22 protein-coding genes are annotated in these 25,870 nt (G+C 62.3%); 21 read left to right on the top strand and 1 reads right to left on the bottom strand.

Annotated features, from left to right (window positions below; genetic code table 11):
• Positions 1-12 precede the first annotated feature (12 nt).
• From uppS to ispD, 19 genes are all read left to right on the top strand, one after another.
• Positions 13-768 carry a polyprenyl diphosphate synthase gene (gene uppS / locus APH36_RS02360; protein WP_016712933.1) on the top strand — a complete coding sequence of 252 codons (756 nt, stop codon included), beginning with the start codon at positions 13-15 and terminating at the stop codon, positions 766-768.
• Positions 768-1,583 carry a phosphatidate cytidylyltransferase gene (locus APH36_RS02355; protein WP_016712932.1) on the top strand — a complete coding sequence of 272 codons (816 nt, stop codon included), beginning with the start codon at positions 768-770 and terminating at the stop codon, positions 1,581-1,583. The genes uppS and APH36_RS02355 overlap by 1 nt, the downstream gene beginning before the upstream one ends.
• Positions 1,580-2,770: a 1-deoxy-D-xylulose-5-phosphate reductoisomerase gene (gene ispC / locus APH36_RS02350; protein WP_060497325.1), complete on the top strand. Its 1,191-nt coding sequence runs from the start codon at positions 1,580-1,582 to the stop codon at positions 2,768-2,770. The genes APH36_RS02355 and ispC overlap by 4 nt, the downstream gene beginning before the upstream one ends.
• 33 nt (positions 2,771-2,803) lie before the next feature.
• The gene (gene rseP / locus APH36_RS02345; protein WP_060497324.1) at positions 2,804-4,156 is read left to right on the top strand and encodes an RIP metalloprotease RseP; all 1,353 of its coding nucleotides are present in this window, start codon (positions 2,804-2,806) and stop codon (positions 4,154-4,156) included.
• 73 nt (positions 4,157-4,229) lie between these two features.
• Positions 4,230-6,590: an outer membrane protein assembly factor BamA gene (bamA, locus tag APH36_RS02340; RefSeq protein WP_060497323.1), complete on the top strand. Its 2,361-nt coding sequence runs from the start codon at positions 4,230-4,232 to the stop codon at positions 6,588-6,590.
• A gap of 44 nt (positions 6,591-6,634) precedes the next feature.
• Complete coding sequence (locus APH36_RS02335; protein WP_003252311.1) at positions 6,635-7,138, top strand: OmpH family outer membrane protein; 504 nt, start codon at positions 6,635-6,637, stop codon at positions 7,136-7,138.
• A gap of 1 nt (position 7,139) precedes the next feature.
• Complete coding sequence (gene lpxD, locus APH36_RS02330; RefSeq protein WP_060497322.1) at positions 7,140-8,195, top strand: UDP-3-O-(3-hydroxymyristoyl)glucosamine N-acyltransferase; 1,056 nt, start codon at positions 7,140-7,142, stop codon at positions 8,193-8,195.
• A gap of 114 nt (positions 8,196-8,309) precedes the next feature.
• On the top strand, positions 8,310-8,750 hold the full coding sequence (gene fabZ, locus APH36_RS02325; RefSeq protein WP_003252314.1) for a 3-hydroxyacyl-ACP dehydratase FabZ: 441 nt from the start codon (positions 8,310-8,312) through the stop codon (positions 8,748-8,750).
• Positions 8,747-9,523, top strand: a complete 777-nt coding sequence (gene lpxA, locus APH36_RS02320; RefSeq protein ID WP_016712927.1) for an acyl-ACP--UDP-N-acetylglucosamine O-acyltransferase — start codon at positions 8,747-8,749, stop codon at positions 9,521-9,523. Before fabZ ends, lpxA begins: the two co-directional genes overlap by 4 nt.
• A gap of 1 nt (position 9,524) precedes the next feature.
• Positions 9,525-10,652: a lipid-A-disaccharide synthase gene (gene lpxB, locus APH36_RS02315; protein ID WP_060497321.1), complete on the top strand. Its 1,128-nt coding sequence runs from the start codon at positions 9,525-9,527 to the stop codon at positions 10,650-10,652.
• Position 10,653: 1 nt separating this feature from the next.
• Entirely contained in the window at positions 10,654-11,277 is a 624-nt protein-coding gene (gene rnhB, locus APH36_RS02310) for a ribonuclease HII (RefSeq protein WP_060497320.1), read from the top strand.
• Between the two features lie 188 nt (positions 11,278-11,465).
• Positions 11,466-14,990 carry a DNA polymerase III subunit alpha gene (gene dnaE, locus APH36_RS02305; RefSeq protein WP_060497319.1) on the top strand — a complete coding sequence of 1,175 codons (3,525 nt, stop codon included), beginning with the start codon at positions 11,466-11,468 and terminating at the stop codon, positions 14,988-14,990.
• Between the two features lie 106 nt (positions 14,991-15,096).
• On the top strand, positions 15,097-16,044 hold the full coding sequence (locus APH36_RS02300) for an acetyl-CoA carboxylase carboxyltransferase subunit alpha (RefSeq protein WP_028698702.1): 948 nt from the start codon (positions 15,097-15,099) through the stop codon (positions 16,042-16,044).
• A gap of 140 nt (positions 16,045-16,184) precedes the next feature.
• Positions 16,185-17,468 carry a tRNA lysidine(34) synthetase TilS gene (gene tilS / locus APH36_RS02295; RefSeq protein WP_060497318.1) on the top strand — a complete coding sequence of 428 codons (1,284 nt, stop codon included), beginning with the start codon at positions 16,185-16,187 and terminating at the stop codon, positions 17,466-17,468.
• Between the two features lie 269 nt (positions 17,469-17,737).
• A complete protein-coding gene (locus APH36_RS02290; RefSeq protein WP_060497317.1) occupies positions 17,738-19,366 on the top strand; it encodes a CTP synthase in 1,629 nt (542 codons plus the stop codon).
• Positions 19,367-19,369: 3 nt separating this feature from the next.
• Positions 19,370-20,215, top strand: coding sequence for a 3-deoxy-8-phosphooctulonate synthase (kdsA, locus tag APH36_RS02285; RefSeq protein ID WP_060497316.1), 846 nt, complete (start codon positions 19,370-19,372; stop codon positions 20,213-20,215).
• 153 nt (positions 20,216-20,368) lie between these two features.
• Positions 20,369-21,658 carry a phosphopyruvate hydratase gene (gene eno / locus APH36_RS02280; RefSeq protein ID WP_060497315.1) on the top strand — a complete coding sequence of 430 codons (1,290 nt, stop codon included), beginning with the start codon at positions 20,369-20,371 and terminating at the stop codon, positions 21,656-21,658.
• Between the two features lie 168 nt (positions 21,659-21,826).
• Positions 21,827-22,108, top strand: a complete 282-nt coding sequence (gene ftsB, locus APH36_RS02275) for a cell division protein FtsB (RefSeq protein WP_016712918.1) — start codon at positions 21,827-21,829, stop codon at positions 22,106-22,108.
• Positions 22,105-22,812: a 2-C-methyl-D-erythritol 4-phosphate cytidylyltransferase gene (gene ispD, locus APH36_RS02270; RefSeq protein WP_060497314.1), complete on the top strand. Its 708-nt coding sequence runs from the start codon at positions 22,105-22,107 to the stop codon at positions 22,810-22,812. The genes ftsB and ispD overlap by 4 nt, the downstream gene beginning before the upstream one ends.
• Before the next feature lie 57 nt (positions 22,813-22,869).
• Here the strand turns inward: ispD and APH36_RS02265 are convergent, their stop codons facing one another.
• Positions 22,870-23,766 carry a LysR substrate-binding domain-containing protein gene (locus APH36_RS02265; RefSeq protein ID WP_060497313.1) on the bottom strand — a complete coding sequence of 299 codons (897 nt, stop codon included), beginning with the start codon at positions 23,764-23,766 and terminating at the stop codon, positions 22,870-22,872.
• A 107-nt stretch (positions 23,767-23,873) separates the two neighbouring features.
• Between APH36_RS02265 and APH36_RS02260 the strand changes: the two genes are divergently transcribed.
• Both APH36_RS02260 and fghA read left to right on the top strand, forming a co-directional pair.
• Complete coding sequence (locus APH36_RS02260; protein WP_016712915.1) at positions 23,874-24,986, top strand: S-(hydroxymethyl)glutathione dehydrogenase/class III alcohol dehydrogenase; 1,113 nt, start codon at positions 23,874-23,876, stop codon at positions 24,984-24,986.
• 8 nt (positions 24,987-24,994) lie between these two features.
• A complete protein-coding gene (gene fghA, locus APH36_RS02255; RefSeq protein ID WP_060497312.1) occupies positions 24,995-25,849 on the top strand; it encodes an S-formylglutathione hydrolase in 855 nt (284 codons plus the stop codon).
• Positions 25,850-25,870 lie beyond the last annotated feature (21 nt).

Below are 25,870 nucleotides of genomic sequence, written 5' to 3'. Positions count from 1 at the left end.
CGGGGTTTTTTAATGGAAAAGTCCAAGTTGGCGGCACCGTCCTCGGTGCCGCGTCATGTCGCGATCATCATGGATGGCAACAACCGCTGGGCGAAAAAGCGCCTGCTGCCCGGCGTTGCCGGGCACAAGGCGGGTGTCGACGCCGTTCGCGCGGTCATCGAAGTCTGTGCCAAGTCCGGGGTCGAGGTACTGACCCTGTTCGCCTTCTCCAGTGAAAACTGGCAGCGCCCGGCCGAAGAGGTTGGTGCGTTGATGGAGCTGTTCTTCTCGGCCCTGCGCCGTGAGGCCAAGCGCCTCAACGAGAACAACATCAGCCTGCGCATCATCGGTGACCGTTCGCGTTTCCACCCTGAATTGCAGGCCGCCATGCGCGAAGCCGAGGCGCTGACCGCCGGCAACAATCGCTTCATCCTGCAGATCGCAGCCAACTACGGTGGCCAGTGGGATATCGCCCAGGCCGCCCAGCGGCTGGCGCGGGAAGTGCAAGCCGGTCACCTGCGCCCGGAAGACATCACCCCGGGGCTGCTGCAGACGTGCCTGGCAACCGGCGAGCTGCCGCTGCCGGACCTGTGCATCCGCACCGGTGGCGAGCACCGCATCAGCAATTTCCTGTTGTGGCAACTGGCCTACGCCGAGTTGTACTTCTCCGACCTGTACTGGCCGGACTTCAAACACGAGGCCATGCGCAATGCCCTGGCCGATTTCGCTTCGCGCCAGCGCCGCTTCGGTAAGACCAGCGAGCAGGTCGAGGCTGGAGCTCGTGCTTAATGCTTAAACAACGCATCATTACCGCGCTGATCCTGCTGCCGATCGCGCTGGGCGGTTTTTTCCTGCTCAACGGTGGGGACTTTGCCCTGTTCATCGGCTTCGTGGTGACCCTTGGCGCCTGGGAGTGGGCGCGCTTGGCCGGGCTCATGGCCCAGCCGCTGCGCATTGCCTATGCCTTGGTGGTCGCCGGGGCGCTGATGCTGCTGTACATCCTCCCGGAACTGGCGCCCTGGGTGTTGGGCGCTGCGGTGATCTGGTGGGGCCTGGCCACCTGGCTGGTGCTTACTTATCCGCGCAGCAGCGAGCTGTGGGCCAGTGCCGCCTGTCGGTTGCTGATTGGCCTGCTGGTGTTGCTGCCAGCCTGGCAGGGGTTGGTGCTGCTCAAGCACTGGCCGCTGGGCAACTGGCTGATCCTCTCGGTCATGGTGCTGGTCTGGGCTGCCGACATCGGCGCGTACTTCTCTGGGCGGGCGTTTGGCAAGCGCAAGCTCGCCCCGCAGGTCAGCCCTGGCAAGAGCTGGGAAGGTGTGTATGGCGGCCTGGCCGTCAGCCTGTTGATTACCCTGGGTGTCGGCATCAGCCGCGACTGGGGCTTTGGCCAGCTCTTGCTGGGCCTGCTGGGCGCCGCGTTGCTGGTGATGTCCTCGGTGGTCGGTGACCTGACCGAGAGCATGTTTAAGCGCCGCTCCGGCATCAAGGACAGCAGCAACCTGCTGCCTGGCCATGGGGGTGTGTTGGACCGCATCGACAGCCTGACCGCAGCGATCCCGATCTTCGCTGTGCTGCTGTGGGCTGCCGAATGGGGTGTGATGTGAGTCGCCCGCAGCGTATTACCGTGCTCGGAGCCACTGGCTCCATCGGCCTGAGCACGCTGGATGTGATTGCGCGACACCCCGATCGCTACCAGGTGTTTGCCCTCAGCGGCTATTCGCGTATCGATGAATTACTGGCCCTTTGCGTGCGCCATCGTCCGGCGTTCGCCGTGGTGCCGAGCGCTGAGGCCGCTTCGCGGCTGCGCGAAGGCCTGTCAACGGTCGGTTGCGCTACCGAAGTGCTGGAGGGGGAGGCCGGGCTTTGCCAGGTGGCGTCGGCAGCGGAAGTAGACGCCGTGATGGCAGCCATTGTCGGTGCGGCCGGCCTGCGTCCTACCTTGGCCGCCGTCGAGGCGGGCAAGAAGGTGTTGCTGGCCAACAAGGAAGCCCTGGTGATGTCTGGCGCGCTGTTCATGGAGGCGGTACGGCGCAGTGGTGCCGTGTTGTTGCCAATCGACAGCGAGCACAACGCGATTTTCCAGTGCATGCCCGGCGATTATGCGCGCGGTTTGAGCGCGGTCGGCGTACGCCGGATTCTGCTCACGGCGTCCGGTGGTCCGTTCCGTGAAACACCGGTCGAGGCACTGCTGGACGTGACCCCGGAACAAGCCTGCGCGCACCCTAACTGGTCGATGGGGCGCAAGATTTCCGTCGACTCGGCCAGCATGATGAACAAAGGGCTTGAGCTGATCGAAGCCTGCTGGCTGTTCGACGCCGCGCCGGCCAAGGTAGAGGTGGTGGTGCACCCGCAGAGCGTGATCCACTCCCTGGTCGACTATGTGGACGGTTCGGTGCTGGCGCAGCTGGGGAACCCGGACATGCGCACGCCGATCGCCAATGCCCTGGCGTGGCCCGAGCGGATCGACTCCGGAGTGGCACCGCTGGACCTGTTCGCCATCGCCCGTCTGGATTTTCAGGCGCCCGACGAACAGCGCTTCCCTTGCCTGCGCCTGGCGCGGCAGGCTGCGGAGGCCGGTAACAGTGCGCCCGCTGTGCTCAACGCAGCCAACGAGGTGGCGGTCGAGGCATTTCTCGGGCGGCGTATCCGCTTCCCGGAGATCGCGGGTATGATCGAGCAGGTGCTCGACCAAGAGCCCGTCGTGCCGTTGCCATCGCTGGATGCGGTGTTTGCCGCCGACCAGCGTGCCCGAGAGCTTTCCCGTGAGTGGCTGAGGCGTCACGGTCGCTGAAGCCGGCCTGCTGAACATCATTCGGAGATGGACATGACAGCGCTCTACATGATTATCGGCACCCTCGTGGCCTTGGGTGTGCTGGTCACCTTCCACGAATTCGGCCACTTTTGGGTGGCGCGCCGCTGCGGCGTCAAGGTGCTGCGCTTCTCGGTGGGCTTCGGCACGCCGTTGCTGCGCTGGCATGACCGCCACGGGACCGAGTTCGTAGTCGCGGCGATTCCGCTGGGTGGCTACGTCAAGATGCTCGACGAGCGCGAGGGCGATGTGCCGCCTGCGCTGGCCGGGCAGTCGTTCAACCGCAAGTCGGTTCGCCAGCGTATCGCGATCGTCGCGGCAGGCCCGATTGCCAACTTCCTGCTGGCCATCCTGTTCTTCTGGGTGCTGGCAATGCTGGGTACCCAGCAGGTCCGTCCGGTGATCGGTGCGGTCGACAGTGACAGCCTGGCTGCGTCGGCTGGCCTGACCGCAGGTCAGGAAATCGTCTCCATTGACGGCAAGCCGACCAACGGTTGGTCGGCGGTCAATCTGCAGCTGGTTCGCCGTCTGGGTGAGAGCGGCACTTTGCAGGTTGGCGTGCTCGACGAAGGCGCCATTGCCGAGCGCCAGTTGCAGGTCAAACTGGACAGCTGGCTCAAGGGCGCCGACGAGCCGGACCCGATCCAGTCGCTTGGTCTGCACCCTTGGCGCCCGGCGATCGTGCCCGTACTGGCCGAGATCGATCCGAAGGGGCCAGCTGCCGCTGCGGGCCTGAAAACCGGTGACAAACTGCTGGCGGTCGATGGCGTGGCCGTGACCGAATGGCAACAGGTTGTCGACAGCGTGCGTGCGCGCCCGGATGCCAAAATAGTCGTGCGCGTGGAGCGTGATGGCGCGGCCCTGGACGTTCCGGTGACCCTGGCCCGCAAAGGCGAGGGCAAAGCAGTCGGTGGCTATCTGGGTGCCGGGGTAAAAGGTGGCGAATGGCCTGCCAGCATGCTCCGCGAAGTCAGCTATGGCCCGCTGGAAGCGGTGGGTGAGGGCTTGTCGCGCACCTGGAACATGAGCGTCCTGACCCTTGAGTCGCTGAAGAAAATGCTGTTCGGAGAGCTCTCGGTAAAAAACTTGAGTGGACCGATAACCATTGCTAAAGTGGCGGGCGCTTCGGCCCAGTCCGGCGTGGGGGATTTCCTGAATTTCCTGGCCTACCTGAGCATAAGCCTGGGGGTTCTTAACCTGCTGCCCATTCCAGTACTGGATGGGGGGCATTTGCTGTTTTACCTGGTCGAGTGGGCGCGCGGTCGTCCGCTGTCGGATCGGGTGCAAGGTTGGGGGGTCCAGATCGGTATCAGTTTGGTCATAGGGGTGATGTTGCTCGCCCTGATCAACGATCTGGGTCGACTATAAAGCTTCGCTCAATTGCGAACCTGCCGTGTTGTAGCGGCGGGTTGTTTATTGCCAGTTGGAATAAAAGGACTTCATGAAACGTCTGCTGCTAACTGCGGTCATGTCCGCACTGATGATCGCTGAAGTTCACGCCGAGTCCTTCACCATCTCCGATATTCGCGTCAACGGCCTGCAGCGGGTTTCCGCCGGCAGTGTGTTCGGTGCCCTGCCGCTGAACGTCGGCGACCAGGCGGACGACCGCCGCCTGGTGGACTCGACCCGTTCCCTGTTCAAGACTGGGTTCTTCCAGGACATTCAGCTGAACCGCGATGGCAATGTGCTGATCATCAACGTGGTCGAGCGCCCGTCGGTGTCGAGCATCGAGATCGAAGGCAACAAGGCAATCAGCACCGAAGACCTGATGAAGGGCCTGAAGCAATCGGGCCTGGCCGAAGGCGAGATCTTCCAGCGTGCCACCCTCGAAGGCGTGCGTAACGAGCTGCAACGCCAGTACGTGGCCCAGGGCCGCTACTCGGCCGAGGTCGACGCCGAAGTGGTGCCGCAACCGCGCAACCGCGTCGCGCTGAAGATCAAGATCAACGAAGGCACCGTCGCTGCCATCCAGCACATCAACATCGTTGGCAACAACGTGTTCGACGATGAAACCCTGGGGCAGTTGTTCGAGCTGAAGACCACCAACTGGCTGTCGTTCTTCAAGAACGACGACAAGTACGCCCGCGAAAAATTGTCCGGCGACCTGGAGCGTCTGCGCTCCTACTACCTGGACCGCGGCTACATCAACATGGACATCGCCTCCACCCAGGTGTCCATCACGCCAGACAAGAAACACGTCTACATCACCGTCAACATCAACGAAGGCGAGAAGTACACCGTTCGCGACGTGAAGCTGTCCGGTGACCTGAAAGTGCCGGAAGACCAGGTCAAGTCGCTGCTGCTGGTGCAGCCGGGCCAGGTGTTCTCGCGCAAGGTGATGACTACCACGTCCGAGCTGATCACCCGCCGCCTGGGTAACGAAGGCTATACCTTCGCCAACGTCAACGGCGTACCTCAGCCGAACGACCAGGACCACACGGTCGACATCATGTTCGTGGTCGACCCGGGCAAGCGTGCCTACGTCAACCGCATCAACTACCGCGGCAACACCAAGACCGAAGACGAAGTGCTGCGTCGCGAAATGCGCCAGATGGAAGGCGGCTGGGCCTCGACCTACCTGATCGACCAGTCCAAGACTCGTCTGGAGCGCCTGGGCTTCTTCAAGGAAGTCAACGTAGAGACCCCGCCGGTGCCGGGCACCGACGACCAGGTCGACGTCAATTACAGCGTCGAAGAGCAAGCTTCGGGCTCGATCACCGCCAGTGTCGGTTTCGCCCAGAGCGCCGGCCTGATCCTCGGCGGTTCGATCAGCCAGAGCAACTTCCTCGGTACCGGTAACAAGGTATCCGTCGGCCTGACCCGTTCGGAATACCAGACCCGCTACAACTTCGGCTTCGTGGACCCCTACTTCACGGCCGACGGCGTCAGCCTGGGCTACAACGCCTTCTACCGCAGCACCAACTACGACGACCTCGATGTCGACGTGGCCAGCTATGCGGTGGACAGCTACGGCGCGGGCGTTAGCCTAGGCTACCCGATCAGCGAAACCTCGCGCCTGACCTATGGCCTGAGCGTGCAGCAGGACAAGATCAAGACCGGTAAGTACACCGTTGACGAGATCTTCGATTTCCTCGAGCAGGAAGGCGACAACTTCCTGAACTTCAAGGCCTCGATCGGCTGGTCCGAGTCGACCTTGAACAAAGGTGTGCTGGCTACCCGTGGTCACTCGCAAAGCCTGACTCTGGAATCCACCATTCCGGGTAGCGACCTGTCGTTCTTCAAGCTCGACTACCGTGGTCAGCTTTTCAAGCCGATCACCAACGACTACACCCTGCGCCTGCACACCGAGCTGGGCTATGGTGACGGTTACGGCAGCACCTCCGGCCTGCCGTTCTACGAGAACTACTTCGCGGGTGGCTTCAACTCCGTCCGTGGCTTCAAGGACAGCAGCCTGGGCCCACGCAGTACGCCGAGCCGCGGCGCGGCCGACGGTGGCAAGCCAGGTACCATCCGCGACCCGGATCAGGATCCGTTGCCGTTCGGTGGTAACGTGCTGGTGCAAGGTGGTGCCGAGTTGCTGTTCCCGCTGCCGTTCGTCAAGGACCAGCGTTCGCTGCGCACCTCCGTGTTCTGGGACGTCGGTAACGTGTTCGACACCAATTGCGGCAACAAGCCTGATTGCGAGAAAGTCGGTTTCTCGGGCATGGCCAGCTCGGTTGGTCTTGGTGTGACCTGGATTACCGCACTGGGCCCGCTGAGCTTCAGCTTGGCAATGCCGGTGAAGAAGCCGGACGATGCCGATACCCAGGTGTTCCAATTCTCTCTGGGCCAGACCTTCTAAGGTCGGCCCTTGCTTAATGACAACGGTTTATCCAGGAGTGCATCGTGCGTAAATTGGCTCAACTGGCCGTAGTGGCCGCGGCGCTGGTCGCCACCCCGGCTTTCGCCGAAATGAAGGTTGCCGTGCTGAACTATCAGATGGCCCTGCTGGAATCGGATGCTGCCAAGAAGTACGCAGTTGATGCCGAAAAGAAGTTCGGCCCGCAACTGACCAAGCTGAAAAGCCTGGAAAGCAGCGCCAAGGGCATCCAGGACCGCCTGATCAAGGGCGGCGACAAGATGCAGCAGCAGGAGCGTGAGCGCCTGGAGCTCGAGTTCAAGCAAAAGGCCCGTGACTTCCAGTTCCAGTCCAAGGAACTGAACGAAGCCAAAGCCGTTGCCGATCGCGACATGCTCAAGCAACTGAAGCCAAAGCTGGATGGTGCTGTCGAGGAAGTGATCAAGAAGGGCGGCTACGACCTGGTCCTCGAGCGTGGTGCGGTCATCGATGTCAAGCCTCAGTACGACATCACCCGCCAGGTCATCGAGCGCATGAACCAAGCCCGTTGATATGAGTGTGACCATGACGCTAGGCCAGCTGGCCGAGGCCCTCGGTGCCACCCTCAAGGGGCCCGAGGCGTTGCAGATTACCGGGCTGGCCACCTTGCAGGAGGCAGGCCCCGGTCAATTGAGCTTCCTCGCCAACCCGCAGTACCGCAAGTACCTGGATAACTGCCAGGCGGGTGCGGTATTGCTCAAGGCTGCGGATGCCGAAAGCTTCGCTGGCAATGCCCTGATCGTGGCCGACCCGTACCAGGCGTATGCGCGTATTTCCCACTTGTTCGACCCCAAACCCAAGGCTGTGGCGGGAATCCATCCCAGCGCCGTGGTGGCTGAGGACGCGCAGGTGGACGCCAGCGCCAGCATCGGGCCGTTCGCGGTTATCGAAAGCGGTGCGCGCATCGGGGCTGATGTCAGCATCGGCGCACATTGCTTCATCGGTGCGCGTTGCGTTGTAGGTGAAGGCGGCTGGCTGGCGCCGCGGGTGACGTTGTATCACGACGTCACCATCGGCAAGCGAGTGGTCATCCAGTCAGGTGCTGTGATCGGCGGCGAAGGCTTCGGCTTTGCCAATGAGAAAGGCATCTGGCGCAAGATCGCCCAGATTGGCGGCGTCACCATTGGTGATGACGTTGAAATCGGCGTCAACACTGCCGTCGACCGTGGTGCGCTGTCCGACACGCGGATCGGCGACGGGGTAAAGCTCGACAACCAGATCCAGATCGCCCACAACGTGCAGATCGGTGACCACACGGCCATGGCGGCTTGCGTGGGCATCTCCGGCAGTACGCGCATCGGCAAGCATTGCATGCTGGCCGGCGGCGTAGGCCTGGTAGGGCACATTGATATTTGCGATAACGTATTTGTTTCCGGGATGACAATGGTAACCCGTTCGATCACTGAACCCGGTTCCTATTCTTCCGGCACAGCCATGCAGCCTTTGGCTGACTGGCGCAAGAGCGCTGCGCGTATCCGTCAGCTCGATGACATGGCCAAGCGTCTTCAGCAGCTGGAAAAACGCGTCGATACCGTGACCTCAGGTGGCCTGCCGACATCAGAAGGCTGATACCATTCCCTGAGCAAGAGTGAACAGTCGCTAGCTGGCTCCTCTTTGGATTGCAAAAGGAGCGTGTGGTCAGCACCTGCGCTCCCTATTCTTATTACAGGCTTCCCCCCCGAAATGATGGACATCAACGAGATTCGCGAATACCTGCCTCACCGTTACCCGTTCCTGCTGGTGGACCGAGTGACGGATCTGGACTTCGAGGCCCAGAGCATTCGTGCCTACAAGAATGTCAGCATCAACGAGCCGTTCTTCAATGGCCACTTCCCGGCGCACCCGATCATGCCGGGTGTCCTGATCATCGAAGCCATGGCCCAGGCGGCCGGCATCCTTGGCTTCAAGATGCTCGATGCCAAGCCGGCCGACGGCACCCTGTACTACTTCGTCGGCTCCGACAAGCTGCGTTTCCGTCAGCCGGTACTGCCGGGTGACCAGTTGGTGCTGGAAGCCAAGTTCCTCAGCCGCAAGAGCATGATCTGGAAATTCGAGTGCCGTGCCCTGGTCGACGGCAAGCCGGTTTGCTCGGCAGAGATCACCTGCGCGGAACGCTCCCTATGAATTCGATTGATCCTCGGGCCATTATCGACCCGTCGGCCAAACTGGCCGATGGCGTCGAGGTCGGCCCTTGGTCGATCGTTGGCCCCGATGTGGAAATCGGGGAGGGCACCGTTATCGGCCCGCATGTTGTGCTCAAAGGCCCGACCCGCATCGGCAAGCACAACCGTATCTTTCAGTTTTCCTCGATCGGTGAAGACACCCCGGACCTCAAGTACAAGGGTGAACCGACGCGCCTGGTGATCGGTGACCACAATGTGATCCGTGAAGGGGTGACCATTCACCGTGGTACCGTTCAGGACCGCGCCGAAACCACCGTGGGTGACCACAACCTGATCATGGCCTATGCCCACATCGGCCACGACAGCGTCATTGGCAATCACTGCATCCTGGTCAACAACACAGCCCTGGCCGGCCATGTGCATGTGGGTGACTGGGCGATCCTGTCTGGCTACACCCTGGTGCACCAGTACTGCCATATCGGCGCCCACGCGTTTTCCGGCATGGGTACGGCGATTGGCAAGGACGTTCCGGCTTTTGTTACCGTGTTTGGCAGCCCGGCCGAAGCCCGTAGCATGAACTTCGAGGGCATGCGCCGTCGCGGTTTCAGCGACGAGGTGATCCATGTGCTGCGCCGTTGCTACAAGATTGTCTACCGCCAGGGCCTGACCGTCGAAGACGCGCTCAAGGAGTTGGCGGAAATGGCCGCGCAACACCCTGAGGTCGAACTGTTCCGCCAGTCGATCGTGAACTCCGCCCGCGGCATCACCCGCTGACATGGCCCCGCTTTGCGTAGCCTTGGTCGCAGGTGAGGCCAGCGGCGATATTCTGGGGTCCGGCCTGATGCGTGCCCTCAAGGCGCGCCACCCGGATGTGCGTTTCATAGGCGTTGGCGGCCCGTTGATGGAAGCCGAAGGCCTGCAATCGTACTTCCCCATGGAGCGCCTGGCTGTCATGGGCCTGGTCGAAGTGCTGGGGCGCCTGCGCGAGTTGCTCAAGCGCCGCAAGCTGCTGATCCAGACGCTGATCGCCGAAAAGCCGGATGTATTCATCGGCATCGACGCCCCTGACTTCACCCTCAACATCGAGCTGAAACTGCGTCAGGCCGGGATCAAGACCGTGCACTACGTCAGCCCGTCGGTCTGGGCGTGGCGGCAGAAGCGTGTGCTGAAGATTCGCGAAGGCTGCGACCTGATGCTGACGCTGTTGCCGTTCGAGGCGCGGTTCTATGAAGAGCAGGGCGTGCCGGTACGTTTTGTTGGCCACCCGTTGGCCGACACCATACCGCTTGAAGCCGACCGCCCGGCTGCGCGCGCTGCGTTGGGCTTTGGCGAGGGGCCGGTAGTGGCACTGATGCCGGGTAGCCGGGGTGGGGAAGTCGGGCGACTGGGCGTATTGTTCCTTGATGCCGCAGAGCGCTTGTGCCAACAGGTGCCGGGCGTGCGCTTCGTGCTGCCGTGCGCCAATGCCGCGCGCCGTGCCCAGGTCGAGCAGATGCTCGAAGGGCGGCAGCTGCCGCTGACGCTGCTGGATGGCCAGTCGCATCAGGCCCTGGCGGCCTGTGATGCCGTACTGATCGCCTCTGGCACCGCCACCCTCGAAGCGTTGCTGTTCAAGCGGCCTATGGTGGTGGCCTATCGCCTTGCGCCCTTGACCTACTGGATTCTCAAGCGCCTGGTGAAAAGCCCCTACGTCTCATTGCCGAACCTGCTGGCCCAGCGCGAGCTGGTGCCCGAGTTGCTGCAGGATGACGCCACCAGCGAAGCGTTGGCCAATACCCTTGCGCCGCTGGTGCGTGATGGCAGTCGGCAGACCGAGCGTTTCGACGAAATTCACCGCACCCTGCGCCGCGACGCCTCCAATCAGGCGGCCGAGGCGGTACTGGCCCTGCTCAAGGACCGCTGACATGCAAATTGGACTGGACTTCAACCTGGTCGAGGACCTGGTCGCCGGCGTTGACGAAGTGGGCCGTGGCCCACTGTGTGGCGCGGTGGTGACGGCGGCGGTGATCCTCGATCCTGCGCGCCCGATCCTGGGCCTGAACGATTCGAAGAAGCTCACCGAAGCCAAGCGCGAGGCGTTGTTCGACGAAATCCGTGAAAAGGCGCTGAGCTTCTGTATCGCCCGTGCCGAGGTCGATGAAATCGACCGCCTGAACATCCTGCAGGCCACGATGCTGGCCATGCAGCGTGCGGTGGAAGGCTTGCACATCACGCCGAAACTGGCCCTGATCGATGGCAACCGCTGCCCGAAGCTGGCCGTACCGGCCTCGCCGGTGGTCAAGGGCGATAGTCAGGTGCCGGCGATCGCGGCGGCTTCGATCCTGGCCAAGGTGACACGAGACCGGGAGATGAGTGCATTCGAGCTGATCTACCCGGGTTATGGCATTGGCGGGCACAAGGGCTACCCGACCCCAGTGCACCTCGAGGCGCTCGCACGATTGGGGCCTACGCCCATTCATCGGCGTTCCTTTGCCCCGGTGCGGGCGGCCTGGGACGCACGTGAAGGCGTCATCGATTCCCTGATCTGACCCGTTGGGGCCGCTGTGCGGCCCTTCGCGGGCAAGCCCGCTCCCACAGGTATAGTGTTGTTCCTGAGGGCGATGATATCCCTGTGGGAGCGGGCTTGCCCGCGAAGGGCTGCGACGCAGCCCAAAAACCCTCTCGCAATTAAGCTACAATCCCGCCCTTGTCGTTCAGCACTGCTACAGGATTTTCCATGTCGGTTCCCTTCGTTCACCTGCGCGTCCACTCCGAATTCTCGCTGGTCGACGGCCTGGTGCGGGTCAAACCGCTGGCCAAGGCGCTGGCGGGGATGAACATGCCGGCGGTGGCGATCACCGACCAGAGCAACATGTGCTCGCTTGTGAAGTTCTATAAGACCGCCATGGGCGCCGGCATCAAGCCGATCTGCGGCGCTGACCTGTGGCTGGCCGGTGCCGACCCGGAAGCGCCGCTGTCGCGCATCTGCTTCCTGGCCATGGACCCCAAGGGCTATCGCAACCTCACCGAGTTGATCTCGCGTGGCTGGACCGACGGCCAGCGCAATGGCCTGGTCATCCTGCAGCGTGAATGGATCGCCCCTGTCAGTGAAGGCCTGATTGCCCTGTCTGCGGGCAAGGAAGGCGACATCGGCATGGCCTTGCTGGCTGGCCGGGACGACGAAGCCCAGGCCCTGCTGCAAGACTGGATGGGCATGTTCCCCGATCGCTTCTACGTTGAAGTGCAGCGCACCAACCGCGCCCGTGACGAAGAGTACGTGCACGCTGCGGTAGCGCTGGCAGACAAGCTCGGCGCCCCGCTGGTGGCCACCAACGACGTGCGCTTCCTCAAGCAAGCCGACTTCGATGCCCACGAAACCCGCGTGTGCATTGGCGAGGGCTGGACCCTCGACGACCCGCGCCGCCCGCGTAGCTACAGCGATCAGCAGTACCTGAAGTCGGCCGAGGAAATGGCCGAGCTGTTCAGCGACCTGCCTGATGCCATCGCCAACACGGTCGAAATCGCCAAGCGCTGCAATATCCAGGTTCAGCTGGGCAAGTACTTCCTGCCCGATTTCCCCACGCCCAATGGCATGGGTATCGACGATTACTTGCGGCATGTGTCCCACGAAGGCCTGGAAGAGCGCCTGGCGGTGCTGTGGCCGAAAGAGACCACGCCCAATTACGAAGAAAAGCGCCAGGTGTACCTGGACCGCCTGAAGTTCGAGCTGGACATCATCATCCAGATGGGCTTCCCCGGCTACTTCCTGATCGTTATGGACTTCATCAAGTGGGCCAAGAACAACGACGTGCCGGTAGGCCCGGGCCGTGGTTCGGGTGCTGGCTCGTTGGTGGCCTACGTACTCAAGATCACTGACCTCGACCCGCTGGCCTACGACCTGCTGTTCGAGCGCTTCCTTAACCCTGAACGTATTTCCATGCCCGACTTCGACGTCGACTTCTGCATGGACGGCCGTGACCGGGTGATCGACTACGTGGCCGAGGCTTACGGCCGCAACGCGGTGAGCCAGATCATCACCTTCGGTACCATGGCCGCCAAGGCAGTGGTGCGTGACGTGGCGCGGGTGCAGGGCAAGTCCTACGGCCTGGCCGACCGCCTGTCGAAGATGATCCCGTTCGAAGTGGGCATGACCCTGGAGAAGGCCTACGAGCAGGAAGAGATCCTGCGCGACTTCCTCAAAGGCGACGAAGACGCCCGCGAAATCTGGGACATGGCCCTGAAGCTGGAAGGTGTGACCCGGGGTACCGGCAAGCACGCCGGTGGTGTGGTTATCGCGCCGACCAAGCTCACCGACTTTTCGCCGATCGCCTGTGACGAAGAGGGCGGTGGGTTGGTAACCCAGTTCGACAAGGATGACGTCGAGGCTGCGGGCCTGGTGAAGTTCGACTTCCTCGGCTTGCGTACGCTCACCATCATTAAGTGGGCGATGGAGATCATCAACCGCGAGCAGGCCAAGAAGAACCTGCCGGATCTCAACATCGACTTCATCCCGCTGGACGACCGCAAGACGTACGAGTTGCTGCAAAAAGCCGAGACCACGGCGGTGTTCCAGCTCGAATCGCGCGGCATGAAGGAGCTGATCAAGAAGCTCAAGCCCGACTGCCTGGAAGACCTGATCGCACTGGTGGCACTGTTCCGCCCGGGCCCGCTGCAATCGGGCATGGTGGACGACTTCATCAACCGCAAGCACGGCCGCGCCGAGCTGGCTTACCCGCACTCCGACTACCAGTATGAAGGCCTCAAGCCGGTACTGGCACCGACCTACGGCATCATCCTGTATCAGGAACAGGTGATGCAGATTGCCCAGGTGATGGCGGGCTATACCCTGGGCGGCGCCGACATGCTGCGCCGGGCGATGGGTAAGAAAAAACCCGAGGAAATGGCCAAGCAGCGCGGTGGTTTCATCGAAGGCTGCGTGGCCAACAATATCGATGCGGACCTTGCCGGTAACATCTTCGACCTGGTAGAGAAGTTCGCCGGTTACGGGTTCAACAAATCCCACTCCGCGGCTTATGGCCTGGTGTCGTACCAGACCGCCTGGCTGAAAACCCACTACCCGGCGCCGTTCATGGCTGCGGTACTGTCGGCGGACATGCACAACACCGACAAGGTGGTGGTGCTGGTCGAGGAAGTGCGCAGCATGAAGCTGCGCCTCGACGCGCCGGATGTGAACTTCTCCGACTTCAAGTTCACCGTCAACAACGACGGCCGTATCGTCTATGGCCTGGGTGCCATCAAGGGCGTGGGTGAAGGCCCGGTGGAGGCAATTGTAGAGGCCCGTGCCCAGGGCGGCCCGTTCAAGGACCTGTTCGACTTCTGTGAACGTATCGACCTCAAGCGGGTCAACAAGCGTACCCTGGATGCGTTGATCCGAAGTGGCGCGCTGGACCGCCTGGGGCCGCATTTCCATGACGAGATCAAGGCCTATCACGCCAACATCGACATCAACCGTGCAACCTTGATCTCTGCGTTGGGTGAGGCCATCAAGGCTGCCGAGCAGGCAGCCCATACCGCTGACAGCGGCCATGTCGACCTGTTCGGCAGCATGTTCGACGCGGCGGATGTCGATGTTTATGCCAACCACCGCAAGGTGCGTGAACTCACCCTCAAGGAGCGCCTGAAGGGGGAGAAGGACACCCTCGGCCTGTACCTCACCGGCCACCCGATCGACGAGTACGAGGCCGAAATCCGCCGCTTTGCCCGCCAGCGCATCGTCGACCTGAAGCCGTCGCGTGAAACCCAGACGATCGCCGGCATGATCATTGCGCTGCGGGTGATGAAGAACAAGAAGGGCGACAAGATGGGCTTTGTCACGCTGGATGACCGCTCCGGGCGCATCGAGGCATCGTTGTTCGCCGATGCGTTCATGGCGGCACAGTCCTTGCTGCAGAACGATGCCATGGTGGTGGTGGAGGGTGAGGTCAGCAACGACGACTTCTCCGGTGGCCTGCGCCTGCGGGTCAAGCAGGTGATGACCATGGAAGATGCGCGCACCAAGCTGGCCGAAAGCTTGCGCCTGAAGGTGGCGCACGACGCATTGAAGGGCGACCGCCTGAAGTGGCTGGGCGAGCTGATTAACCGCCATCGCGGTGCCTGCCCGATTACCCTGGAATACACCGGCAGTGATGCCAAGGCCATGCTGCAGTTCGGCGACCAGTGGGCAATCGACCCGGCCGACGGGCTGATTCAGGCGCTGCGTGACCAGTTCGGACGTGAGAACGTCTTCCTGCAATATCGTTGAACCGAAAAAAATTTAATCTCGACCTGAATGCGCCTGATCCCTTAAGGTAGGGCGCCAAACGGATCAACCGGCCGGCCGCCTGGCCGTAGACCCAAGACGGATGACTATGAACCCGAATTTTCTCGATTTCGAACAGCCGATTGCCGACCTGCAAGCCAAGATCGAAGGCCTGCGCCTGGTAGGCAACGACAACTCGCTGAACATCAGCGATGAAATTGCCCGTCTGCAAGACAAGAGCAGCACCCTGACCGAAAGCATCTTCGGCAACCTGACCAGCTGGCAGATCGCCCGTCTGGCCCGTCATCCGCGTCGTCCTTACACCCTGGACTACCTGGAACACATCTTCACCGAGTTCGAAGAGCTGCACGGTGACCGCCACTTCTCCGACGACGCCGCCATTGTGGGGGGGACCGCACGCCTGGACGGCAAGCCGGTCATGGTCATCGGCCATCAGAAGGGCCGTGAAGTGCGTGAGAAGGTGCGCCGCAACTTCGGCATGCCGCGCCCGGAAGGCTACCGCAAGGCTTGCCGCCTGATGGAAATGGCCGAGCGCTTCAAGATGCCGATCCTGACCTTCATCGACACCCCGGGTGCCTACCCGGGTATCGACGCCGAAGAGCGCAACCAGAGCGAGGCAATCGCCTGGAACCTGCGTGTGATGGCTCGCCTGAAAACCCCGATCATCGCGACCGTAATTGGCGAGGGTGGTTCTGGCGGTGCATTGGCCATCGGTGTGTGTGACCAGCTCAACATGCTGCAATATTCCACCTACTCGGTGATCTCGCCGGAAGGTTGCGCTTCGATCCTGTGGAAGACTGCCGACAAGGCAGCTGATGCGGCCGAGGCCATGGGCATAACTGCCGAGCGCCTGAAGAGCCTGAACATCGTTGACAAGGTGATCCAGGAACCGCTGGGCGGCGCCCACCGCGACCCGGCCAAGATGTCGGAAAGCATCCGCGCCGACCTGGTGCAGCAGCTGGACATGCTCAGCAAGTTCGACAACGACGCGCTGCTGGCCCGTCGTTACGAGCGCCTGATGAGCTACGGCCTCTGATAGCGAGATGAATGGCACCGGCTTCGCCGGTGTTCGCGGGCAAGCCCGCTCCCACAGGGACAGCGCTCTTCTGCACTGAGCGAGCAACTTGTGGGAGCGGGCTTGCCCGCGAATGCATTCTTGAATGGAGTGCGGGTTCGATGATCAACCTCACCCCTTGGCTCAACGCCCCAGCCTGGTACATCGCCTTTTCAGGCGGCCTCGATTCCACCGTCCTCCTGCACCTGCTGGCCGACTACGCTCGCCATCACACATCCCCCCCGCTGCGTGCGGTCCACATCCATCACGGTCTGCAAACCGCCGCCGACGCCTGGCCCGCACACTGCCAAGCCATCTGCGACAATCTCGGCATTGAACTCCAGGTCATCCACGTCCAGGTCGCCCCCGGCGCCAGCCTCGAACAGGCCGCTCGCGATGCCCGCTATGCCGCGTTCAAACAAGCCCTGAGCCCCGGCGACATCCTGTTCACCGGCCAGCACCGTGACGACCAGGCCGAAACCCTGCTGTTTCGTCTGTTGCGCGGCGCCGGTCTGCGTGGCCTGGCTGCAATGCCGATGCAGCGGGCGCTAGGGCAGGGCAGTCTGGTCAGGCCTTTGCTGGCTTGTGCTCGGCAGCAGCTGCAAGCCTATGCCCGAATGAAGGGGCTAGCCTGGATCGAAGACCCGTCAAACGCCGACACACATTTCGCCCGCAACTTCCTGCGTGGCGAGGTGCTTCCGCATTTGCAGCAACGTTGGCCGCAAACCACCCAGAACCTCGCCCGCGCCGCAGAGCACCTGGGCGAAGCCTTGGGGCTGCTGGACGAGCTCGCCCAAGGTGACCTTGCGTGCGCAGAAAGGGGGGCGCCGAAGGCCTGGGCCGGGTTGGACTCGCTCGATCTGGCATCTCTGGTCGCGTTGTCGCCCGCCCGTCAGCGCAATGCCCTGCAGTATTGGCTGAGCCTTCGCACCCGTTTGCCAGACACCCGCCACTGGGCCGGCTGGGCGGACCTGCGTGATGCTGCCGGGGATGCGCAGCCGGTCTGGCGGCTCGCCGACGGGCACCTGCTGCGCAGCCATGGGCGCATCTGGTGGCTGAGTGGTGACTGGCTACAGCTGCCCGTCGGCGAGCTGGTATGGGGGAACCCCACCGTGCCGCTGTTGCTGCCAGGTAACGGCAGCGTGCGTCTTGCGGTCGCACAGCCGCTCGCAGACCTGCGCATCGCCTACCGCCAGGGCGGCGAAATGCTGGACATCCCCGGCCGTGGGCGGCGCGACCTCAAGCGCCTGCTCAACGAGTTGCAGGTGCCGCATTTCCTGCGCTCACGCCTGCCGCTGCTGTATCAGGGCGAGTGTTTGCTGGCGGTGGCCAACCTACCGGGGTTGGTGCAGGCGGATTGCCAGCTGCACTGGCAGTTACCGACGAACGCGCAAGGTTTGAGCTGAAGGGTACATTCGGGTAGACTACCCTCCCTTCTTGATACAGCTTCTGTGGGTTCCGCGAAAACACAGGAGTTGCCGATTACCAAGCAGTTTTTTGCTGGGCTGATTCTGGAAATGACGAGCGAGCTCCATGCCGGGAATACCCCTGGTCTGTACAGACGCGGCAGTTTTTCGAGATGCACTGTGATTGACGCAGGTGATCGGGGGCTTCGGCCTTCCTTCGCTTTCTCCGGCGGCGCTGGCCGCTTTAACGCAGACTTCTAGGGTTTTTCATGACGCGCTACATATTCGTCACGGGCGGTGTTGTTTCTTCATTGGGGAAAGGCATTGCCTCGGCTTCCCTGGCGGCCATCCTGGAAGCGCGGGGCCTGAAGGTCACCATGCTCAAGCTGGATCCGTACATCAACGTCGATCCGGGCACCATGAGCCCGTTCCAGCACGGTGAAGTGTTCGTCACCCACGATGGCGCCGAGACCGACCTCGACCTGGGTCACTACGAGCGGTTCATCCGCACCACCATGACCCAGAACAACAACTTCACCACCGGCCGCATCTACGAGCACGTGCTGCGTAAAGAGCGTCGTGGTGATTACCTGGGCGCGACCATCCAGGTCATCCCGCACATCACCGACGAGATCAAACGTCGCATCATCAAGGGTGCCGGCGATGCCGACGTGGCCCTGGTGGAAATCGGCGGTACCGTGGGTGACATCGAGTCGCAGCCGTTCCTCGAGGCCATCCGCCAGCTGCGCGTCGAAGTGGGCTCCAAGCGCGCCATGCTGATGCACCTGACCCTGGTCCCGTACATCGCCACCGCTGGCGAAACCAAGACCAAGCCGACCCAGCACTCGGTCAAGGAGCTGCGCTCCATCGGCCTGCAGCCTGACGTGCTGATCTGCCGCTCCGACCACCCGGTCGATGCCTCGTCGCGTCGCAAGATCGCGCTGTTCACCAACGTTGAAGAGCGTGCGGTGATTTCGCTGGAAGACGTCGACACCATCTACAAGATCCCGGGCGTACTGCACGCACAGGGCCTGGACGACTTCGTCGTCGAGCGTTTCGGCCTGCAGTGCAATGGCGCCGACCTGTCCGAGTGGGACAAGGTGGTCGATGCCAAGCTCAACCCTGAGCAGGAAGTGACCATCGCTATGGTCGGCAAGTACATGGAGCTGCTGGACGCGTACAAGTCGCTGATCGAAGCGATGAGCCACGCCGGCATCACCAACCGTACCAAGGTCAACCTGCGCTACATCGATTCGGAAGACATCGAGAACCAGGGCACCAGCCTGCTCGAAGGCGCCGATGCCATTCTGGTGCCGGGCGGTTTCGGCCTGCGCGGCGTGGAAGGCAAGATCACTGCGGTGCAATACGCCCGTGAAAACAAGGTGCCGTACCTGGGTATCTGCCTGGGCATGCAGGTGGCCGTGATCGAATTCGCCCGTAACGTCATGGGCTGGAAAGACGCCAACTCCACCGAGTTCGACCGCAACAGCGGCCACCCTGTGGTCGGCCTGATCACCGAGTGGGCCGATGCCACCGGTGCCGTCGAAACCCGCAACGAGGCTTCCGACCTGGGCGGCACCATGCGCCTGGGCGCACAGGACTGCCAGCTGGCTGCCGGTTCCAAGGTGCACGACTGCTACGGCAAGGACGTGATCACCGAGCGTCATCGCCACCGCTACGAAGTGAACAACAACCTGCTGCCGCAACTGGTCGACGCTGGCCTGGTGGTTTCTGGCCGTTCCGAAGACGGCGCGCTGGTGGAAGTGGTCGAGTCCAAGGACCACCCATGGTTCGTCGCCTGCCAGTTCCACCCGGAGTTCACCTCCACCCCGCGTGACGGCCACCCGCTGTTCAGTGGTTTCGTCAAGGCAGCCCTGGCTCAGAAGAACAAGGCCTGATCAATGACCCAGAAGATCATCCGCGTCGGTAACATCGAGATCGCCAACGACAAGCCGTTCGTCCTGTTCGGCGGCATGAACGTCCTGGAGTCCCGTGACCTGGCAATGAAGGTCTGCGAGGAGTACGTGCGGGTGACCGAGAAGCTCGGTATCCCCTACGTGTTCAAGGCCAGTTTCGACAAGGCCAACCGTTCGTCGGTGACGTCTTACCGTGGCCCGGGCATGGAAGAAGGGCTGAAGATCTTCGAAGAGATCAAGCGCACCTTCAACGTGCCGGTGATCACTGATGTGCACGAGCCCTACCAGTGCGAGCCGGTGGCCAAGGTGTGTGACATCATCCAGTTGCCAGCCTTCCTTTCGCGCCAGACCGACCTGGTCGTCGCGATGGCCAAGACCGGCGCTGTGATCAACATCAAGAAGGCGCAGTTCCTCGCGCCGCACGAGATGAAGCACATCCTCGCCAAGTGCGTCGAGGCCGGTAACGACCAGCTCATCCTGTGTGAGCGCGGTTCGAGCTTCGGCTACAACAACCTGGTGGTGGACATGCTCGGCTTCGGCATCATGAAGCAGTTCGAGTACCCGGTGTTCTTCGACGTGACCCACGCCCTGCAGACGCCGGGCGGTCGCGCTGATTCCGCCGGTGGCCGCCGCGCCCAGGTCACCGACCTGGCCAAGGCGGGCATGAGCCAGGGCCTGGCCGGCCTGTTCCTCGAAGCCCACCCGGACCCGGACAACGCCAAATGCGATGGCCCATGCGCCCTGCGCCTGGACAAACTGGAGCCATTCCTGGCCCAGCTCAAGCAACTGGACGACCTGGTGAAAAGTTTTCCGACGGTAGAAACCGCGTAAAGCTCATTTCTCGGGTAAAGTACCGCCCGATCCACCCCTGACCAATCGGTCAGGGGCTCCCTTCACCCGGCCTGCCCCCTGCAAATCCGCCTGGTGAACGGCAAGAATTTCTTAAGCTAAGTTGTTTTCGTCAATTCTGGAGTGCTTACAACAATGGCAAAAATCGTCGACATCAAAGGTCGTGAAGTTCTCGATTCGCGTGGCAACCCCACCGTGGAAGCCGATGTACTGCTCGACAACGGCATCATCGGCAGCGCTTGCGCGCCGTCCGGTGCTTCCACCGGCTCGCGCGAAGCGCTGGAGCTGCGTGATGGCGACAAGAGCCGTTACCTGGGCAAGGGCGTGCTGAAGGCTGTCGCCAACATCAACGGCCCGATCCGTGACCTGCTGCTGGGCAAGGACCCTTCCGACCAGAAGGCCCTGGACCACGCCATGATCGAACTGGACGGTACCGAGAACAAGGCCAAGCTCGGCGCCAACGCCATCCTGGCTGTTTCCCTGGCTGCCGCCAAGGCCGCTGCCCAGGACCAGGACCTGCCGCTGTACGCGCACATCGCCAACCTGAACGGCACTCCGGGCCAGTACTCGATGCCGGTTCCGATGATGAACATCATCAACGGTGGCGAGCACGCCGACAACAACGTCGACATCCAGGAGTTCATGGTTCAGCCGGTTGGCGCCAAGACCTTCTCCGACGGCCTGCGCATGGGCACCGAAATTTTCCACCACCTCAAAGCCGTGCTGAAGGCCCGTGGCCTGAACACCGCCGTGGGTGACGAAGGTGGCTTCGCCCCTAACCTGGCTTCCAACGAAGATGCCCTGGGCGCCATCGCCGAAGCGGTCGAAAAAGCCGGCTACAAGCTGGGCACCGACGTGACCCTGGCCCTGGACTGCGCGGCTTCCGAATTCTACGAAGACGGCAAGTACAACCTGTCCGGCGAAGGCAAGTCGTTCGACGCCGAAGGTTTCGCCGAATACCTGAAAGGCCTGACCGAGCGCTTCCCGATCATCTCGATCGAAGATGGCCTGGACGAGTCCGACTGGGCTGGCTGGAAGATCCTCACCGACAAGATTGGTGAAAAGGTACAGCTGGTGGGCGACGACCTGTTCGTGACCAACACCAAGATCCTGAAGGAAGGCATCGAGAAGGGCATCGGTAACTCGATCCTGATCAAGTTCAACCAGATCGGCTCGCTGACCGAAACCCTGGAAGCCATCCAGATGGCCAAGGCTGCTGGCTACACCGCAGTGATCTCGCACCGCTCCGGTGAAACCGAAGACTCGACCATTGCCGACCTGGCCGTGGGTACCGCTGCTGGCCAGATCAAGACTGGTTCGCTGTGCCGTTCCGACCGCGTTTCCAAGTACAACCAGCTGCTGCGCATCGAAGAGCAACTGGGTGCCAAAGCGGTTTACCGTGGTCGTGCCGAGTTTCGCGGCTAAGCAAGAGATGGTAAAAAGACAGCAGCCGGAGTTGTAGGAACGTTCGTATTGATCTTTCCTTCATCCCAACGGGTTTCTGTCAACGAAGCCTGGCCTCGGCCAGGCTTCGTGCTATTCGAGGCCCCGAAGTAACAAGTACGCGGCAGCCTTTTTAACCTGGATAACGTGATGCGCAGTCCCTATTGGGTGTTCCTCGTTCTGCTCCTGCTGCTGGGTGGCCTGCAGTACCGCCTGTGGGTGGGTAATGGCAGCCTGGCGCAAGTGACCGAACTGAAGCAGCAGATTGACGAGCAGCATGCCGAGAACGAGCGCTTGCTTGAGCGCAACCGCGTGCTCGATGCCGAAGTGCTGGAGCTGAAAAAAGGCATGGAGACCGTTGAAGAACGGGCTCGCCACGAATTGGGAATGGTCAAAGAGGGCGAAACCCTCTTCCAGTTGCCACAGAAATGATCGATACCTTACCGGCCTTCTGGGCCGTGATTCCTGCTGCGGGCGTAGGTGCCCGCATGGCTGCCGACCGCCCCAAGCAATACCTGGAGCTGGCTGGGCAGACCATCCTCGAGCACAGCCTCGACGGTTTTCTTGGCCACCCGGCACTCAAAGGTGTGGTGGTCAGCATTGCTGAAGATGACCCGTACTGGCCGGCCCTGCGTTGCGCCAGCGACCCGCGCATCCAGCGCGCAGCGGGTGGGCGCGAGCGTGCCGATTCGGTGCTCAATGCCTTGCTGTTGCTGCATGCACATGGCGCCTCGGACAGCGACTGGGTGCTGGTGCATGATGCTGCGCGGCCGAATTTGGCGCGCAGCGACCTGGACAAACTGTTGTCGGAGCTGGCGGACGACCCGGTGGGTGGCCTGCTGGCGGTACCGGCGCGCGATACCCTCAAGCGTGCCGATGGCAGCGGCCGGGTAAGTGCTACCGTGGACCGTAGCACCATCTGGCAAGCGTATACGCCGCAGATGTTCCGCCTTGGCGCGTTGCACCGGGCGCTCGCTGAGTGCCTGGTGTCGGATGTGGTAGTTACCGATGAAGCTTCTGCCATCGAATGGTCCGGCCAGGCGCCGCGTTTGGTGGAAGGGCGTAGCGACAACATCAAGGTGACCCGGCCGGAAGACCTTGAATGGTTGCGCCAGCGCTGGGCTGGGCGGCGCTGAAGGCTCAAACCGGTGTTGGCTTGCCCGCGAAGAGGCCGGTAAAGCCAGCATATCCCTTCAGCCGAAACGATATTCCGGCAACCCCGCCAACCCCTCCTTCAGGTAATCCACCAGCCGCCGCACTTTGGGCGACAGGTGCCGCTGCTGCGGATACAACGCCCACACCGCCGTATTCGGCGGCTGGTGCGCTTCCAGCAACGACACCAGAGCCCCCGTATTCAGGTGCTCCAGCACGTAGTAATCCGGCAACTGGCACAACCCCATCCCCTGCAATGCCGCATCCAGCACCGCCTGCCCGCTGTTGCAGCGCCAGTTACCCTGCACCCGCTGGCTTATCTCGCGCCCATCCTGCTGCAATGCCCACAAGTCCGAACTGCCCACCAGGCAATTGTGCCGCGCCAACTCTGACAGGCTGTGGGGTCGACCATAACGTTCCAGATAAGCCGGCGAGGCACACACGTACATGCGCCGGGGGGCGAGGCGGGCGGCCACCAATCGAGAGTCGGCCAGCCGCCCCAAACGGATGGCCAGGTCCATGCCTTCGTGCAGCAGGTCGAGGGTGTGGTTGCTCAACTCCACCTCCACCCGCAGCTGCGGGTACAGCGCTATGAACCGTGTCACGAGCGGCACGATGAAGCGCTCGCCGTACGCTACCGCGCACGTCATGCGCAGCAATCCCTTTGGCTCGCTGGCTAAGTCGCCCATGGCGCGCATGGCTTCCTCGCGGCCATCCTGAAGACGTTGGCAATGCTGCAGAAAGGTTTGCCCGGCCTCGCTCAAGGTCACCCGACGCGTACTGCGGTAGAGCAGGCGTGTTTGCAGGCGCTCCTCTAGCCGGGCGATCTGGCGGCTGATGTGCGACGAAGAAACCCCCAGGCGTTCGGCCGCCGCCGTGAACTGGCCAGATTCGGCCACGGCGACGAATTCGTCGATACCTTCCCAGCGGCTGCTCATTGATTATCCCTGTATGGCAATAATGTTTTGTCTTTGCCTGGATTATTCATCAAAAGGCACTGAATTACACTGCAAGCCTGAATCGACACTCTGTCTGGAGACCTTTGATGATCAAGTCCCGTGCCGCCGTAGCCTTCGAAGCCAAGAAACCCCTGGAAATCGTCGAAGTCGACGTGGCCATGCCCAAGGCCGGTGAAGTGCTGCTGCGCGTGGTCGCCAGCGGTGTCTGCCACACCGACGCCTACACCCTGTCCGGTGCCGACCCGGAAGGCATCTTCCCGTCGATCCTCGGCCACGAAGGTGGCGCGATCGTTGAGGCGGTAGGCGAGGGCGTGACCTCGGTGGCCGTTGGCGATCATGTGATTCCGCTTTACACCCCGGAATGCGGCAAGTGCAAGTTCTGCCTCTCGGGCAAGACCAACCTGTGCCAGGCCATCCGTGCGACCCAAGGCAAGGGTCTGATGCCAGACGGCACCACGCGCTTCTCGTACAAGGGCCAGCAGCTGTTCCACTACATGGGGACCTCGACCTTCTCCGAGTACACCGTGCTGCCGGAAATCTCCGTGGCCAAGATCCAGAAAGAAGCCCCCCTGGAAAAGGTGTGCCTGCTGGGCTGTGGCGTCACCACCGGTATTGGTGCGGTGCTCAACACCGCCAAGGTCAAGCCGGGTGATACCGTGGCCATCTTCGGCCTGGGCGGCATCGGCCTGTCGGCGGTGATCGGTGCGGTCAAGGCCAAGGCCTCGCGCATCATCGCCATCGACATCAACCCGGCCAAGTTCGAGATCGCCCGCCAGCTGGGCGCCACCGACTGCATCAACCCGAAAGACTACGACCGCCCGATCCAGGAAGTGATCGTCGACCTCACCGACGGTGGCGTGGACTTCTCCTTCGAGTGCATCGGCAACGTGCAACTGATGCGTGCGGCGCTGGAGTGCTGCCACAAGGGCTGGGGCGAGTCGGTGATCATCGGCGTGGCCGGTGCCGGCCAGGAAATCGCCACCCGTCCGTTCCAGCTGGTGACCGGCCGGGTATGGCGCGGTTCGGCGTTCGGTGGCGTGCGTGGCCGCAGCGAGCTGCCAAGCTACGTGGAAATGTCCGAGAAGGGCGAGATCCCGCTGGATACCTTCATCACCCACACCATGGGCCTGGAGGATATCAACAAAGCCTTCGACCTGATGCATGAAGGCAAGAGCATCCGCAGCGTGATCCACTTCTGAGGTACGCCATGAGCCTGGATAACATCTCCTGCCAGAAAAGCTTCGGCGGTTGGCACAAGCGTTACCGGCATCACTCCAAGGTGCTGGGCTGCGACATGGTATTTGCCGTGTACTTGCCGCCGCAGGCCGAGCTGGGTGAGAAGCTGCCGGTGCTGTACTGGCTTAGCGGCCTCACCTGCACCGACGAGAACTTCATGCAGAAGGCCGGCGCCCAGCGCCTGGCCGCCGAGCTTGGGCTGATCATCGTCGCCCCCGACACCAGCCCGCGTGGCGAGCAGGTGCCGGGCGACCCGGACGGCGCCTGGGACTTCGGCCTGGGCGCGGGCTTCTACCTCAACGCCACCCAGCAACCTTGGGCCAAGCACTACCACATGCACGACTATGTGGTGGAGGAGTTGCCCGCGCTGATCGAGGCGCACTTCCCGGCATCGGGCGAGCGCAGTATCAGTGGCCACTCCATGGGCGGGCATGGCGCACTGGTGTGCGCCTTGCGCAACCCGGGGCGCTACCGTTCGGTGTCGGCGTTCTCGCCGATCAGCAACCCGATGGATTGCCCCTGGGGCGAAAAGGCCTTCAGCCGGTACCTGGGTGACGACCGTGCGCGCTGGCGTGAGTGGGATGCCAGTGTGCTGTTGGCCGAAACGCCGGCCGGCGAGTGCCCGCCGTTGCTGGTGGACCAGGGCGACCGTGACGACTTCCTCGAAAAGCAGCTCAAGCCTGAAGCGCTGGAGCAGGCGGCACGCAAAGGGGGGCATGAACTGACCCTGCGCTTGCAGCCGGGCTATGACCATAGCTACTACTTCATTGCCAGCTTCATCGAGGAGCACCTGCGCCATCATGCGGTGGCATTGGGGCGGGTGTAAGACGTAGCGTTTTTGGTGCCT

This window comes from Pseudomonas sp. NBRC 111133 (assembly GCF_001320605.1).
Lineage (GTDB): Bacteria > Pseudomonadota > Gammaproteobacteria > Pseudomonadales > Pseudomonadaceae > Aquipseudomonas > Aquipseudomonas monteilii.
This window is presented reverse-complemented; position numbering and strand designations above follow the sequence as displayed.